This is a genomic window from Leptospira kirschneri serovar Cynopteri str. 3522 CT (assembly GCF_000243695.2).
GTDB classification, from domain to species: domain Bacteria; phylum Spirochaetota; class Leptospiria; order Leptospirales; family Leptospiraceae; genus Leptospira; species Leptospira kirschneri.
Window position 1 is genome coordinate 56,291 of sequence record NZ_AHMN02000022.1, and the last position, 15,909, is coordinate 72,199.

The 15,909-nt window shown below is 34.9% G+C and carries 10 protein-coding genes and 1 pseudogene; 5 read left to right on the forward strand and 6 right to left on the reverse strand.

Annotated elements, in window-relative coordinates; translation table 11 throughout:
- Nucleotides 1–32: 32 nt before the first annotated feature.
- The 3 genes and pseudogenes from LEP1GSC049_RS2000000228405 to LEP1GSC049_RS208190 all read right to left on the reverse strand — a co-directional run bounded on the left by LEP1GSC049_RS2000000228405 (nt 33) and on the right by LEP1GSC049_RS208190 (nt 5,536).
- Nucleotides 33–252: pseudogene (locus LEP1GSC049_RS2000000228405) on the reverse strand (hypothetical protein).
- Between the two features lie 1,218 nt (nt 253–1,470).
- On the reverse strand, nt 1,471–2,361 hold the full coding sequence (locus tag LEP1GSC049_RS208195) for a hypothetical protein (RefSeq protein ID WP_025175918.1): 891 nt from the start codon (nt 2,359–2,361) through the stop codon (nt 1,471–1,473).
- A complete protein-coding gene (locus LEP1GSC049_RS208190) occupies nt 2,354–5,536 on the reverse strand; it encodes a SpoIIE family protein phosphatase (protein ID WP_004753594.1) in 3,183 nt (1,060 codons plus the stop codon). The genes LEP1GSC049_RS208195 and LEP1GSC049_RS208190 overlap by 8 nt, the downstream gene beginning before the upstream one ends.
- Nucleotides 5,537–5,675: 139 nt before the next feature.
- On the opposite strand from LEP1GSC049_RS208190, the gene LEP1GSC049_RS208185 reads away from it, so the two are divergent.
- Complete coding sequence (locus LEP1GSC049_RS208185) at nt 5,676–6,959, forward strand: dicarboxylate/amino acid:cation symporter (RefSeq protein ID WP_004763587.1); 1,284 nt, start codon at nt 5,676–5,678, stop codon at nt 6,957–6,959.
- A 37-nt stretch (nt 6,960–6,996) separates the two neighbouring features.
- On the forward strand, nt 6,997–8,337 hold the full coding sequence (locus LEP1GSC049_RS208180) for an MATE family efflux transporter (RefSeq protein ID WP_016748276.1): 1,341 nt from the start codon (nt 6,997–6,999) through the stop codon (nt 8,335–8,337).
- A gap of 692 nt (nt 8,338–9,029) precedes the next feature.
- On the opposite strand, the gene LEP1GSC049_RS208175 is transcribed toward LEP1GSC049_RS208180, so the two are convergent.
- Nucleotides 9,030–10,445: an NHL repeat-containing protein gene (locus tag LEP1GSC049_RS208175; RefSeq protein ID WP_004756594.1), complete on the reverse strand. Its 1,416-nt coding sequence runs from the start codon at nt 10,443–10,445 to the stop codon at nt 9,030–9,032.
- On the reverse strand, nt 10,409–11,302 hold the full coding sequence (locus LEP1GSC049_RS208170) for a site-2 protease family protein (protein WP_004755305.1): 894 nt from the start codon (nt 11,300–11,302) through the stop codon (nt 10,409–10,411). The genes LEP1GSC049_RS208175 and LEP1GSC049_RS208170 overlap by 37 nt, the downstream gene beginning before the upstream one ends.
- Before the next feature lie 228 nt (nt 11,303–11,530).
- On the opposite strand from LEP1GSC049_RS208170, the gene cysE reads away from it, so the two are divergent.
- Nucleotides 11,531–12,250, forward strand: coding sequence for a serine O-acetyltransferase (gene cysE / locus LEP1GSC049_RS208165; RefSeq protein ID WP_004756700.1), 720 nt, complete (start codon nt 11,531–11,533; stop codon nt 12,248–12,250).
- A 126-nt stretch (nt 12,251–12,376) separates the two neighbouring features.
- On the opposite strand, the gene mpl36 is transcribed toward cysE, so the two are convergent.
- Entirely contained in the window at nt 12,377–13,288 is a 912-nt protein-coding gene (gene mpl36 / locus LEP1GSC049_RS208160) for an RlpA family plasminogen-binding lipoprotein MPL36 (protein WP_004754780.1), read from the reverse strand.
- A gap of 105 nt (nt 13,289–13,393) precedes the next feature.
- On the opposite strand from mpl36, the gene LEP1GSC049_RS208155 reads away from it, so the two are divergent.
- Nucleotides 13,394–14,293: a tetratricopeptide repeat protein gene (locus LEP1GSC049_RS208155; RefSeq protein ID WP_004755230.1), complete on the forward strand. Its 900-nt coding sequence runs from the start codon at nt 13,394–13,396 to the stop codon at nt 14,291–14,293.
- 249 nt (nt 14,294–14,542) lie between these two features.
- Nucleotides 14,543–15,595, forward strand: a complete 1,053-nt coding sequence (locus LEP1GSC049_RS208150; RefSeq protein WP_004755438.1) for a tetratricopeptide repeat protein — start codon at nt 14,543–14,545, stop codon at nt 15,593–15,595.
- The last annotated feature ends 314 nt before the right edge of the window (nt 15,596–15,909 follow it).

Here is a 15,909-nt window from a genome sequence, read left to right on the forward strand (position 1 = left end):
CTTTCTTTCAAAAAATTTTTTACCGATATATTTTATTCTTTCGAAACAGGCATTACTTTAACTACATGAGTCTGACTTTCAATGATAAAATCAAAATGATTTCGAATTAACGAACCTTTATAAGACCAATTACTCAGTGTCAATATTTTGCATTTAAACGGTGCTTTGCAATAAAACTTACGATACTTAATTTTATAGAAATCAGTATAATTTAAAAAACTAAAAATTTTTGGAAGATTCCAAAATCTTCACTTAAATAACGAAAATAAATGCAATTTTTTCAATATTCTATTTCTTTTAAACAATAAGCAGATCTTATACAATAGAGTTGTTGAAAAATGAATTCTCCATCTGTTTCTATTTCATGGAAACGAGCAATTGAAATAGTTTTGTTAAACTGAACTATGGAATTTTTCAATAACTCTAATAGAATATCATGAACTTTTTAGATAAATTCACAGTTTAAATACAGAATTTTAGATATTCCATTGTCCGACACTTAAACAAGAATCTAAAAATTCGATTTTTTCATGAAATCGTTGTTTTGCGAAAATTTTCTTAATGAACGTGAATTCGATCTAAGAAAGTTTGGACGAATAATAAACTCAAGTGCAACGACTCCTACAGGTCTTCGTTGAAGCTCGCAAATTTCATAATTAAAATGGCTCGCAACCTAAAACGCTTTCGTAAAAGCGTGAGTTCGGTATAAGGAATCTGTTTTCTAAAATTTCGTTTTATCGTGAAAAATGGATTTGGGAACTACCACTTTTAGAAAATTCTTTCTCACTTTCTAATGCCGAACTCACGTTAATAAAAGAATTGAACTGACATTACTTAGAACTATAGAATAAAAACACCCGGTATTTTACGCTGAAACAGAGCTTTATAACAAAAATTTACGGTATTCAACTTTATCATAAAGTGTAGTTTCACGTAAGTTTAATAGAATCCAATACGAAAGAGATCGAAACTAAAGATGAAATATTACATTATGTTTTTTTCATACAATTTATTGACTCGAACTGAAAGCGCGATCCGGTAACGCCATAACCTTACCCACAAGTATTTGGATCTCAATATTAAATCTGTGGGAATTACGACAAATCCTCTGTAAAACTGAGTTCCCACCCCACAACGCGATTCATAGAGAGCGTTGTGTTGAGTTTTCCCTATTTTGGGTGGGTGGAGAAGTTCGGAAAATTTTTCTCTATCAGAAAAACATGTTTTTTGCAAATAAAAAGACTTATTCTTTGTCGGAACATTTGAAAAATGTGCGTTTTTGAGCCTTCTGATTCTAAAATTCTATTCAACTTGTGGGTAAGGTTATGGGTAACGCCGGATTCGCCCCGGTTTCTTTCTCTGAATTCACATGATAAAAGCGTAAACTATTAAATAGGTACTTTTAGTTCTAAGTAGAACAACGCTGTAAATTCAATTTTAAAAAAAGGAAAATAATTTTTTAAGGCTTTATTAAGGAAATTGTACAAACGTTCCTAAGATAGATTCTTTTTGGAAAGTTTTCCAAGTATAAACTTCGTAAGGCCCCGGAGTGACCCAACCTTTTAATAAACTAGTCCAGTTTTTGTCTCGAATCGATTTTAATTTTAAGATCACTTCTTTTGTAGTTTTAGGAGAATTTTCAAAAACCAATTTCTTGACAAAATCCCGATAACCCGCAGGACCTAATTCTTTATAAAGAATATATTGAATTTTTAATGCTTTGTTATAAAAAGTAGAAGTGGCGGAAGGATTTTTTTCCCTAAAATCAGGATCTAACGGAAAATCTTTTTCTCCTTGAAGACCTTCTTCAGTATTCCATTCTTCTGCGATCGAAATCAGTTCTTCTTTTGTAAGGTTTATTTTTCTTTCTTTATACAAAACAAAAGGTAAAAAAGAAACCAACCCCTCACTCAACCAAGGCAAATCCGAAAAATAAAAATGTCCGAGTTCATGAAATAATAACGCAGGATAACCCACAGGAGAAAGATTCGGTTCCATAAAAATTCCACGTACCGACCCTAAGTCTCCGGAAATATTATTGTATCCACCTACCCTTGTTCCATTTAAAAGAATTCTATCTTGGACTATTACAAGAACTTTATATTTCTCGGAAGCCTTTTGACCCTCAAACACGGAAGCGCTCGCTTCATGAAAGGAAATCCCGGAATAAGATTCTAAAGCCTTAAAAAGGTCAGAAGTTTTATGATAAGCAAATTCATTCCAATTTTTATCTTGGGAATGATTTTGAATTTCAAGGACGAGTTCTCCTCTACTTAGGGGAATTCTCCGAATCCATGCGCGTTTATCCGAATGAAGACTAAAAGAAATTAGAAATAAAATTCCAAATAAAAACTTACGCACGATCCCTTTCAATGAGTTTCAAAAGTCTTTCTCCGTTTTGATTTCCTGGATCCAAGTGTATTAGTTTTTTTGCAATTTCTTCGGCCAAGTCAAATTGATCCATCAAACGATAAATATCGGAAAGGTTCACTAAATTGGATAAATTCTCCGGTTGAATATCGTTTAGTTTTAAACTCGCTTGAAGAGCTTGTTCATACTTTCCTACTTTCTTATTTGCAATGGAAAGATAAAACCAATATTCGTGCAATCCCGGATCCGTTTTGAGATAGTTGTTTAAAACTTCGATTGCGGTTGTATAATCTTTCCCTTTAAAACTGAGAAGACCCAAAAGTTTATTTATCTTTTGATTTGCCGTATCGTGAGTATATCCCGTTTTAAGAAGTTCAAGAGCTTGATCTACTTTTCCGTTTTTATAAAGTTGTTTTGCATCTTCGTAAATTACGTCAGGATTTAAGGCGACTTCGATTCTATCTCCTCCGGTAAAAACCTCTTCCGGCTCATCCGCTTTTCTTTCCGTCTGGAACTCTACTTTTAAAAGAGAAAGATCGTCCGTTAGTTCTCCGTGTTTGCGAATTTCACTTTCAATATCCTCTAAATTTCCTTTTCCATTTTCTACGTTTACGAGAAATAAATTCTCGTCCTCATTGATCGTTCTTATGGTTTCTTCCGGAGTAAGATCTATATCATCCCTACCGTCCGATCCTAATATTAAAACGTCTCCTTTTTTCAATTCGAAAGTCCGTACTTGAAAATCGAATTCGGAATCTAATCCTAATTTACGAAGTTGTAATCCTTCTTCCAAAAAGCTGGCTTTTCCATCTCGATACAAAACCGTAAACGGATGTTCCGCATTGAAATAAAAACATTTTCCAGATTCTTCTTCGATCAAAAAAATCGTCGCAGAAATCACCATACTTCCGTTAAACGATTTAAACACAGCGTGGATCTCTTTATATACGTCCTCTAACCATTCAGAAGGTGTTTTATCTAAAATTCTATTGTTAGCCGCTGAACGAGCCATAATGGAGTTCATTACGACACCCATCACCAAAGCACCACCCGCGCCCTGCATAGACTTGCCCATCGCATCCCCGTTCATGACCATCGTATAACGTTTGTAGTGATCCGGTTTTCCCAAACGTAAATTTCCGGTGATACAAATATCTCCGCCCAAATCGGAATGTTTTCCACGAAACTCAAATTGTTTTTTTTGCTTTAACATAAATTCTGAATGTACGAGTTTCGATTTATTCGCGTTATAAAAAAGTGGTTTAGCTAAAAGAGAAGTAAGAAAATAATCTCCGTCCTGTTGAACTTTCAGCCTTTGGACTTCCTCCATTTTCTCTTGGACTTCCTGAGTTCTTTCTTTTACTTTTTCCTCCAAGTTCTCCGCGTAATCTTGAAGCTCTCTTCTGGCTTGTTTGATAGAAGAAACCATCGAGTTGAACGAATCCGCCAAAAACCCAATTTCATCTCTCACTTTTACGGGAACTTGAACATCAAGATCTCCTTTATTTACCTTTTCCACACCGGACAACAAATTATTCAATGGATTGACAAGACTACTTTTGAAGAACAACGGGAATAATACAAGAACCACAAAAATCACCGCAAACAAAATGATCGTTTGTTTTACAGAAGTAGGATGTACGAACTCTCTATACCTTTTATAAGAAAAACCTAATTCTACTATTTGTTTTTTAGAAGGAAGATATTTCATAAACGCAACGTGATGTCCAAGTCCGTCTATACTTCTTCTATAGTGTCTGGTTTCAGCAGGTTTAAAATAACTGAAGTATTTTAAAAATTCCGCTTTTAACTCCTTACCTGAAAGCTCCTTTCCTTTCCAGCTACATCCTTCTAGATTTTTCAAAATTCCGTTTCTATATGATTCTAAGTCCTTATTTTTTTCCAAATAAGACTTTCCTTGTTCACAAAAAGAATCGGAATTGATACCCTGCAGTTTATTAGTATTTACGAAAGCGTCTTTATTTAGCTTTTCTGCATATTTCAAAAGCTCTTTTTTTAGATCCTTTGTATTTAGAGAAGAATTTCCTTTTACGAAATTGTAGATAGTATCTTTGTGACCTGCAAAATATTCTGGCGATTCGTCTAAGATAATTTTTAAATTTTCACGAAAATGATCTTCTTTTAGAGTCGCGATCTCTTCATAAATCAACGTATTTTGTAAGTCGACTTTAACAAGAGATAAATCTAATCCGTAATTTGGATCGTAATCATCCGTGATCAATTCGCCGGTTCGTTCGTCGTATCTAAGCGTATATTGTACTTCGCCGTTACCACGACCACTCTCTAAAACCCTTTCGGCATTTACAATATTCAAACTATCGTATTCTGCTTCCTTGTCCTGGTTAGAGATAAATACAAGCGCCTGCATAATCAGACAAATGGTAAATAACGTGATTCCCACGATCTTAACCATGAAAGTGGTTCTTTCAGTGCTATTGTTGATAAAGGCGATTACTATGACCGAAAAAGCCGCAATAAAGAAGATAACGTTCGAAGTCATATATGTGGATCTTTCCATAAATCCGTCTCGACTTAAAACGTTTGAAATATTCGGATAAAATGCGGCGATCATAAACCCAATAGAAAATAGGAAGATTGCAAATTTTTTCTTTTCTTTATCTGTGATGATTCTCCAGAAAGGAATGAGAATAAAAGCAATAACAGAATAAAAAGCAATGATAAACGCAAGATACTTACTTGCGATCAAAGCGTTAAAATCCCAATGATGAGCGGTAAAGTGGTATATCTTTTCGGAAATAGCAGTGAGATAAATAAAAAAGCAGGCAACAATAAATCCGAGAATGTGTTGGAAGCTCATCATCCAAAACCCAAATTTTCGATTGTTATTGCTCGGGTAACGGATAAGAAACTGAGTAAAATGTGTGATTGTAGGTAAAATTAAACAACCAGTCAACCATCTATGATAAGCCGCGATCGGATGATAATAAAACGCAGCCATAAAATATCCGATTTCAAAAAGACCAAACGTAAAGAAAGCGATTCCGAGATGAAATGTAGCGACCGTTTTTCTTTTTAAACTAAGAAAAAAAGCGGCGAGAAAAAAAGTTGTAATCGTTACTAAAAGACTTCCAAAAGAATAATAATTGAAGAGAATCAAATCTGATCTCAGAAAATCTAATCCCATAATCTATAAGTCCGTTTTTCTAATTCTTTATTTGTTTCGAAAAAATAGGGCTTCATTAAAATCTCGAAAACGGCTTTAATAATTCATACCAAAACTAAAAATCAATAGAAAAAATAAGGAATCAAAAGAGTTTTCCAATATGCGAGTTTTCGAGAAACTAACTTCCCTTAATGTCAAAATCCTAAGTAGTTTGAAAGAAAAACTTTGGTTAAAAATCTTCGTTGGAATGTTGGCTGGAATTCTTACTGGAGTTTTACTCGGTTCTGATTTATCTTTGGTCGATAGAAACACCACACAACTTGTCACTTCTTGGCTCATTATACCCGGATTTATATTTATCAACCTTTTGCAGATGATTATGATACCTTTGATTTTTTCTTCTATTATTCTCGGAATTTGTTCCGCCGAAAATTTAGAGAATATTAAAAAACTAGGAATCAGAACCTTAATTTATTTCGTTTTTACAACTTTTATCGCGGTTATAATCGGGATTACGTTGGCCCTTTGGTTAAAACCTGGAAAATCAGCGATCCAAATTCAAACTATTCTTAGTTCCAAAGTTCCAGCTCCGGTTGAGATCCCATCTTTGGATAAATATCCGGAGTTATTGATGTCATTCTTTCCGAAGAATCCATTTTTATCGATTACTCAAGGAGAAATGTTAAACGTAATCGTGTTTTCGATTTTGCTCGGAATCGCAATCCTTTCCGTTTCCAAAGATTTATCAAAACCGATTTTAGAGATATTAAATTCAGTTTTTCAGATTAGTATGAAAATTGTACATTGGGCGATGGTTCTAACTCCTTTCGCCGTTTTTGGTTTGATGACAAAGGCAATTTCTTCTATCGGCATAGAATTATTAGTTACTTTAGGCGCTTATATGAGTGTCGTTTTATTGGGACTTTTTTTAATCATTGTAGTTTATTCGATTGTTCTTATTTTTTTAGCCAGAAGAAACCCGATCGACTTTTTCACTAAAATTGCAGGTTTACAATTACTAGCATTTTCAACTTCAAGTTCTGCAGCTGTAATGCCCGTTTCGATTCAAACAGCAACTGAAAATTTAGGAATAAGAAAAAACATAGCAGAATTTATCATTCCAGTCGGAGCAACCATCAACATGGATGGAACTGCACTTTATCAGTCAGTAGCTACTATTTTTTTAGCGCAGTATTTTGGAATCGAATTAGCTCCGACTCAATTGGTATTCATCCTTTTTGCCACCGTTGGAGCATCGATCGGAACTCCGAGTACTCCAGGTGTCGGAATTGTCATCTTAGCCACAATTCTTTCTGGATTAGGAATTCCAACGGAAGGAATTGGAATCATTTTAGGAGTAGATCGTTTTTTAGATATGTGCAGAACGACCATTAACGTCACGGGAGACATTACGGCTTCCTGTGTAATGGATAAGATGACTTGACCGGGATTTCCAAAAACAACTTAACTTTTTACTACTGATGCACCATTCGATAAACATCGAAACACGCCGTAAATTTTATAAACTTACGTTCTATAATATTCTTGCAAATATCACGGTCCCTCTTACCGGTCTAGTGGATACAGCTATATTAGGAAATATTAATACTTATGTTTTTATGGCGGGAGCCGCTTTATCCGGAATAATTTTCGATTTTATGTTTTGGATGTTTGGTTTTTTAAGAATGGGTACCACAGGCTTAACAGCCCAGGCAATAGGAGAAAAAAACGAAAAAGAATCCATTTTCATTTTGATTCGATCAATTTCTCTAGCTTGTTTTTTCGGAGCGATGATTCTTATTCTTTCTCCATGGATTCGGGAAATCGGATTTCAAATTTTAGAAGGAAGCTCCGAAGTCAAAACCGCAGGAGTTTCATATTTTGACGCCAGAATTTCGGGTTCGATCGCGGTTCTTTGTAATTACGTTTTTACCGGTTGGTTTTTAGGAAGAGGAAAGAGTTCGATCGTATTGATCGGGACCTTAGTCGGGAACGGAATCAATATTCTTTTAGATGTTTGGTTTATTCTTAAATTAGGTTGGGAAGCCTATGGGGCCGGTTTAGCCACGAGTATCAGTCAATTTGGAATGTTGTTCGTTTTTATATCTTCATTTTTTATAGAATTAAAAATTCAGAATATTTTAAAATTCTTATTATCAAATAATAAAAGTTTATTTTCAGTTCAAGGCTTTTCTTCCCTTCTTCATCTGAACAAAGATATTTTTTTGAGAACCTTGTTTTTAATCGTTACATTTAGTGTTTTTCGAAATTTCAGTTCGGAAGCAGGCACGGAAATTTTAGCGGCAAATTCAATTCTACTTCAACTGATCCTTGTCAGCGCATATTTAGTAGACGGTGCTGCATTTGCTACGGAAAGTTTGGCCGGAAATATATATGGTAAAAAAAATTGGAAACTACTTAAAGAACTTCTTTATTTAGCTTTTTATAATTCTATTTTCTTCACTTCCATTTTTCTTGGTTTTGTTTTTTTGTTTCCCAATCTTATCTTCGGAATGATTACAAAAAGTGATAAGGTGTTCTCTTTGTTAATAGATTATAGATTTTGGTTATTTCCAGTGTTAGAAGTCGGAGCGATTGCGTTTATTTTAGACGGTTTTTTTATAGGACTTACAAAAGGGAAAATTCTCCGTAATTCTATGTTGATTAGTACCGCTTTTTTCTTTTTTCCAATTGTTTATCTTGGAAAAATTCAGAAGGACAATCACCTTCTTTGGTTTTCTTTAGTTTTACTTATGGTTGGAAGGGCTTTAACTTTATCTTTTCAAGCAAAAAAGTTTTTTGAAAAATGTAAACTAACGTAAGTTTAGCGTAAGGTGGAAAAAAGAGAAAGATCTTGTACTTAACGTGAATTCGTAGAGAAATCCATGATTCATTTTTCTGAAAAAAATTGGAATCTGAACCTACAGATTTTTTCTAAAATGTAGGAACTACCACAGAAAGCTTTCTCCTTCCACTCTGAAATCTGACCTCATCCACTAAAATGTAGGAACTCATACTTTTAGAAAATTAGAAAGTGACTCTTACATTGATAATACACGATTACTCATCGAGCATATCCCGTTTACTCTGAAACAGAACTTTACAATAAAAATTAGAATTGTTAAAAAATGAATTCTCCATCTGTTTTATGGAAATAGTCGATTGAAGCAGTTTTGTTAAACTGAACTATAGAATTTTTCAACAACTCTATTATAATGGAACATTATTTCAGGAAGTTGATACGATTTATCCAATCGATTTCGAAGCGTCGAGTAAGGTGCTCCTCTCATAAGTTTATTCCATTGAAGATTTATGTTTTGTAAAACGATCATTTTTCTTTTGAATATCGCAACGATTATCCTTCTTATAGTAACGCGAGTAAAGAAATCCCTTTCATGAAATAGGCATAAATCATTTTTCTAAATGTAGAAACTTTACTTTTAGAATTTTTTATCGTTTTACACTGAACGCAGTTTATATTACATTATTTATAACTTATTCAAAAATTACGGAATCAGTCTAAAATTACCTGAATCTCAGCCGAAAGATTTTTCCATTCTTCAGAACCTCTACTTTTGTAAAAAACGGGGGATTGAATCTCTTTCCAACTATCAGCTCGAAATAGATCTATACTTTCTTCTCCCTTTTTAAATACACGAGAAGATTCTTCCGAAGAAGGTTTCACGCTTTGAATAGGAGCCCATCCAAAACCGGGGATATAAACGTCCATTGTGTCTTTGAAAGAAACAGAATTTGAATTTGTAATGAAAGCAGTATATTGAGAACGAACGGGAACACCCGAATCTAAAAGACTTTTTTTCAAAGAAGATATGGTATTTCTAAACAACCTAGCATCGAAAATTTTATCCGCGTAATAAGAATTTTTCTGAGTTTCAATCGGTCCGTCTTTTAAGAAGAGTTTTAAGTCATCTCCTATTTTCTCTTTCTTTTCCAAAAATTCATCAGTCACGTAATAACGGATATTTTGAGTCCGAACTTCAAAAGAATATTCTAATGTTTGTTTACCTTTAGAATCATCCACACCAAGAACTTTTACGAAGGCTTTTTCACTTCCGATAAAGTCCTGTTTAAATCCAGTTTGGGTCATTTTTAAATTCCGGATCCTCTGGTGTTCCGTCGTAGGTGGTTGAAAAATTCCAAGAGCCCCTCCCGCGATCGATATTTCATTCAATGAAAAAGTTAACCTAACTTTTATTAGACGGATGGTTTCCCCAGAAGCGATAAAACGATCCGTCTCTACAAAGGAAACTTTTCGAACTTCCTTTCCGGCCCGATCGATTACAAAAATTTTACTTCCTAAAAAAACAATTCCTCTAATTTCTTTAGAAGGTGTTTTGATGGAACCGGTAATCGCTCCGTTATCCGGATTGTATCGATAGATGTTTCCATCGGAAGAATCCGAAACCCAGATGGAATCTCTTGCAAAAACCAAATCCCTAGGTTGAGCCCGATCCGTTAAAAAACCTCCGATCAATTTTCCGGTCGCTTTGTCCAAGATGGAAATTTTTCCGTTCTCTTGATCTAGAATATAAAGCAAAGAATTAATACTTGCAACTCCGGCAATTTTTTCGATCGGAACCGAAATTCTTTCCGTAACACCGCCCGTATTGGGCTCTACCTTTAAAACGAGTTTTCGTCCGGCTACAAAAATTCTTCCTTCACGAGGATCAAAATTGATTCCTGTAAGAAAAGGAACGTTCAATGAAAACGATTCTTGTTTTCCATTTGGATCAACTCGATACAAAGATCTATGTGTGGAATCTAAATACCAAAAATTTGTACCGTCATATGTGAAACCGTATGCGTTTTCCGTAAGTTTAATTTCTTGATCTTGGTCGAAAACCGGAGTTGAAATTACGACTAGAACAAGGATTAAAGATCTGAGTAAACCGATTTGAGCGAAGTCCATATTTCCTCAGCAAGACCTGGTCGATTTATATCCGTTCCAAATTGGATGGGGGAAGGTACAAAGATGAAGACTAACGTAAATAAAATCAACAGACCACCAATCCTTCGAACTCGATCCAAGGGAACCGTCGAGTCAGGAACAAAAGGATGTTCTATTTTTATGATGAAATAAATCAGGAAACCCCACAGTAACCAGGAAAAATTCCACAAACATAGGAACAAAAAACAAATAAAAAGATAATAAATCCAATTTCTATATCTTTCACCAAAAACGGAATAAATCACATGACCGCCGTCCAGTTGACCGAATGGAAGTAAATTGATCGCCGTTACAAGAAGCCCGACCCAACCCGCCTGAGCCAGAGGATGAATCCAGACGTCTTGAACGGCAGGATTAAAAGGTCCTAAAATCCATTGATTTACGAAAATTGTAAAAATAGATTCTCCAAAAGAAATGATTCCTGGATTTCCTTTTACACTTTCCATCGGAACCAAAGAAGACATATAGATTCCTATCACATAACAAGGTACGGAAAGAATCAAACTCATAAGAGGACCCCAGATTCCTATATCAAAGAGCTGTTTTTTATTCCGGATCGGTTCCAAAATTCGAATGACAGCACCCATAGTTCCAATTGGAGCTAATGGAATCGGTATAAAATACGGCCAGGTTACTTGAATACCGTAATAACGGGCCGCTAAAAAATGCCCCATCTCGTGAGCTAAAAGAATTATAATCAAAGAAAGAGAATATGGAAGTCTAAGAAAAAACAATTCCTTCAAGGATTCAGTCGATAAAAAAGGAATACTGAAAAATTCACTTTGAAATGTAAGAGTCAAAAAGGTTAATACAAACAAGATTAGGTGTGTTGAAAATTTATATCGTTTCAATTTTATATTCTATTCTTATTAGAAAGAATCCTCTTTACATCATATCACGAATTTTGAACCTTTTCCTTAACAGTTCTCATTCAAATTAAACCGGCATAATAATTTCTAAAATTTATCTTCCCAAGTTTTTGAAAAAAAATGTCGAATTGTTTCAGAAAGGTCAATTGTAGTTTTGGGAAAAATGGAGATTAGCATTTGTTTGAAAACATTAAATTTATAAGGAAATATGATCCGGCTGCTAAGTCTTATTTAGAAATTGTACTCTGTTATCCCGGTTTACATGCCCTCTGGTTTCATAAACTGGCTCATTTTCTTTATAGGATGAAACTCCCTTTAATCCCAAGGATGATCAATACTTTTTCCAGATTTATCACTGGAATCGACATTCATCCCGGAGCAAAAATCGCAAACGGAATTATGATCGATCATGGACACGGAGTTGTAATCGGCGAAACCGCCACGATCGCAAAAGGATGTTTAATTTACCAAGGTGTTACTCTTGGAGGAACTGGAAAAGAATCCGGAAAACGTCATCCGTCTTTGCTCGAAAATGTAGTGGTAGGCGCAGGCGCTAAAATTCTTGGAAATATTACGATTGGAAAAAATGTACGAGTGGGTGCAGGATCCGTAGTTATGCGAGACGTTCCACATGATACTACCGTAGTCGGAATTCCTGCCAAAGTGGTTCGTTCTAAAATGCCAATCGGTGAAGAAGGCGAGCACATGTTGGATCACAACGAGATTCCGGACCCAGTCGCCAAAGTATTTTCTATCTTACTTGAAAGAATCGAAACTCTTCAAAAAGAAGTTCATTCTATGGATAAGGACGGCGGAATTCGTTCCGTTAAATTAAAAAAGGAAAAAGACAATTTAGAAGAAATTTTAGACGAGTTTATACACGGCGGAGGAATTTAAAGATTCGTTTTGAAAATTTACGACTCTAAGAACTTTGAAATGTAAATCCTACAATCTTAAGAAGAAACCCCGCAAAAGTTACGGGGTCGTTAAACGAGGAAACGATTTTTTAAAATTTAGAGACGGTTATTTTTTCGGAATGAAACAATCAATTCCATCGTTCTTTAACTTTGACTTCAACGATTCCGCCTCAGTTCTACTTGCGAAATCCCCTAATTGAATTACAAACAAACCGTCTCTTGCAAATAGGAAAGTTTTTTCACCGTATTCTTGTCCAAGATTGGACTTATAAGATTCGGCTCTAGATTGCTCCCGAAAAACGCCTACTTGAACGGTATATCCCTTAGGAGCACCTTTGATGTATTTTCCACCGGCAATCGGTTTGTTTTGATAATCCGATTTTTGAGGATTTAATTTTTCAGGTTTTCCATCTTCTAAAAGAGCTTCGTCGTCGTCTGAGTTTTCGAGATCTTCAGATTCCTCATTTGTAGCTCCTCCACGTTTTACTACTTTAATACCTACTTTAGCAATACCTACATCTTTAAAATCCAAAGTATCCGCTGCTCTTTCGGAAAGATCAATGATTCTATCCTTTACAAAAGGCCCTCTATCGTTAATACGAACTATTACTTCTTTTTGATTTTCTAAATTTTGAACTCTAATGATGGAACCCAAAGGAAGTGTTGGATGCGCCGCAGTTAGTTTTGTTTTATCAAATTTTTCTCCGCTTGCAGTTGGTTTACCGTGAAACTTTGCGCCATACCAGGAAGACATCCCAACTTCGTCAAAATCTCCGGAAGAAGAATTTGTTTTTTCAGGTGGTTGAGCCTTTGCGTATTTTTCAACGCTCAGTTCTTCTTCGAAAGATCTACGCGCAGGTTTTTGAGAAACGAAGTTTGGATTAGAATCCATCGGAATGATTTCTTTTTCAAAAAAAATCTCCGACGGATCTCCGGAAGCGCTGACGCTTCGTTTAGATTCTACCGACGCACAAGACGTAAAAATAATCAGGGCGGTTAAGATTGCTATTTGTTTCATAGTTTCCTCGGTCCTATTGATTCCTTTAACAAATCGGTTAAACCGGAAAAAACCATTACAACTTTTTGAGTCGCGCGGGTTCTAAATCAATCCGATAGTTGTAATATGACCGGGACGGATATAAACAAAAAATTCAACCAGGCTCTGACCTTAGAAAAAGAAGGTAAATATCCGGAAGCAGTTCGACTTTATGAAGATTTAATTGAATCACAACCTAAATATCAGAAATCTTATCTCAATTTAGGGGCACTTTATTCTAAACAAGGTAACTCTAAAAAAGCGATCGAGATCTATCAAAAAGCACTACAGATCGGAAAATCACCCGAACTTTACTATAACATTGGAATCGAACTTTATAGAACCGGTGAAACAGAGACGGCAATTCGGTCTCTTAAAAAATCTTTAGAAATTGAAAAGAGATTTTTAAAGTCGCATATCCTGCTCGCGTATTGTTATAGACAACTCGAGAAGGATGATAAAACCGAACTTTATCTTACAAATGCGATTCGGTTAGATCCGAAAAATCGAATGGCTCTTACAGCTCTTGCAACTCTATATTTTGAAAAAGAACGTTGGAAAGACTGTCTTGAAACGGCAAACAAAGTAAATAAACTCTTTCCGAACGATTCCAGAATGCAGGTGCTTCTTTCCGAAGTTCATACCCGTTTAGGAAATTTTAAACAGTCTTTTGAAATTCTTAAACAAGCGACTTCACGATCGAAAGGATTTACTCGTTTTTCAGACGTAGTCGAAGAATCCAAAAAAAATCCAGAAGAAGCGGCTTTCTTTAATTCATTAGAAAAGCTTACAAAAAATAAATTGGATGAATTCCGATCGAAACTCGAAATGAATCAGGAAAATCCAGAAGACTTCTCTCCCCCAAACCCTCAGGATGCACTTGATCTTTCTTTGATGTATTTATTCCATGGCGACAAAGAACGAGCTCTAAAGTACATGCTTTATGCACAAAAACAATTGGAAGAAAACCCGCAGAACGATATCTGATCTGATTTATCCAAAGATAAATTTTAGAAAAACGTTAAGTATTAATCCCTATATTTTTTGAATGATAAGATGATATTTTATAGCAAAACAAAGTCGTGTAAGAGTTCAAATTCTCGTATTCTACAATACTTAAATAACAACTACACTAAACTCAAAAAACGATTTTTTTTATCATTCGTCTGGGTAAGACTTTTTTCATTGAGAATCTACTCTAAAATCCAGAAAACGTGGGAACTCACTATCGAACAAATGCTTCAAAACTATAAAAAGAGTTTTATGAGACGTAATCTGTGGGAACTACCACATTTTTCTTTTCGAATTTTGGGACAAACTTTGGCATTTTTTATCATTTTCCTTTTTCATTTTTGTATTTATCCAATCCGAGAGGCAGAAGTTTTAGAAACGGATGTTTCGTTTTTATACTTGAACTCCACTGAATTCTCACAAAACGAATTAGAAAAAATGAATTCGATTTGGAAAGTAAGAAGACTTAGAGATAAAGGAACTACAGCGGAAGATAAAAATAATCTGGGAATTTTATTTGCAAAAAATTCACTTTTGGATGATGCAGAATCGTCTTGGAAAGAGTGTATGAAAATTTCAGAATCAAATCCTGTATGTTTTTCAAATTTGATTCGAATGTATTATTTAATCGATGAATACGAAATCTCAAAAAGAGAAATTTCCACTTATTTAAAAACCGCAAAAAAAGAACAAATTCAACAAGTTAGAAAATTGCTCACGAGTCAAAATCGAAAAGAAGAAACCGTTTTACTTCTAGACGTCCAATCTAAGATTCCGGGTATGGAAGTGGTTTCTTGGGATGAATTGAGCTCTTATTTTCTCGAAAAACAAGACTACGAAAAAGCGTATTTTTATCTGGAAAAAATTTTAGAGATCAATCCTTATCACAAAAACGCTCGTGCATCTATGGTTCTTCTGGCTCACGATCTGGAAAAATGGGACGATCTTTTGATGTTCGCAATGAATCTCAATTCTACAGATGATAAGATTCCGGATTTGAATTATTATATTGCAAAAGCATATTACGAAAAACGAAACTACTCCGAAGCACTGGAATGGATTCGAAAATCCCCCGAATCTGAAAAAGAAACCTTTTCGTTTATAGAACTCTGGAAAAAAATTCTACTTTCGGTAAATCCGAACTCGGACTTACATCCGATCCTTACTTATATTAAAAAAATGCAAGCCAAGGGTATACAAATTAAAGAAGAAGACGTTCTACCGACTCTCAATCCTTCCGGAAAAAAGACGATCGAAGATATCAAAGTAGGAAGATAATACTCAGAACTATAAAATAAAGTACTCAATATTCTGCACTAAAACAGTGTTTTGTAATAAAGGTTTACTGCATGTCCCAAGACCTAATTTTAACGTGAGTTCGGCCTAAGGAATCTATGATTCTGAAAAAAGCTGGAATCTGAACTCTACAGATTAACTCTTTAAATGCGGGAACTACCGCAAAACTTAGGTTTGTCTGTAAAATGATGTGGAAACGAACCACTGTAAATCACGATTTTAGGAGCAAATTCTAAAATTGTAGGAACTCATACTTTTACTTTTAGAGAAATTTTTTACACCGAACTCACGTTAAA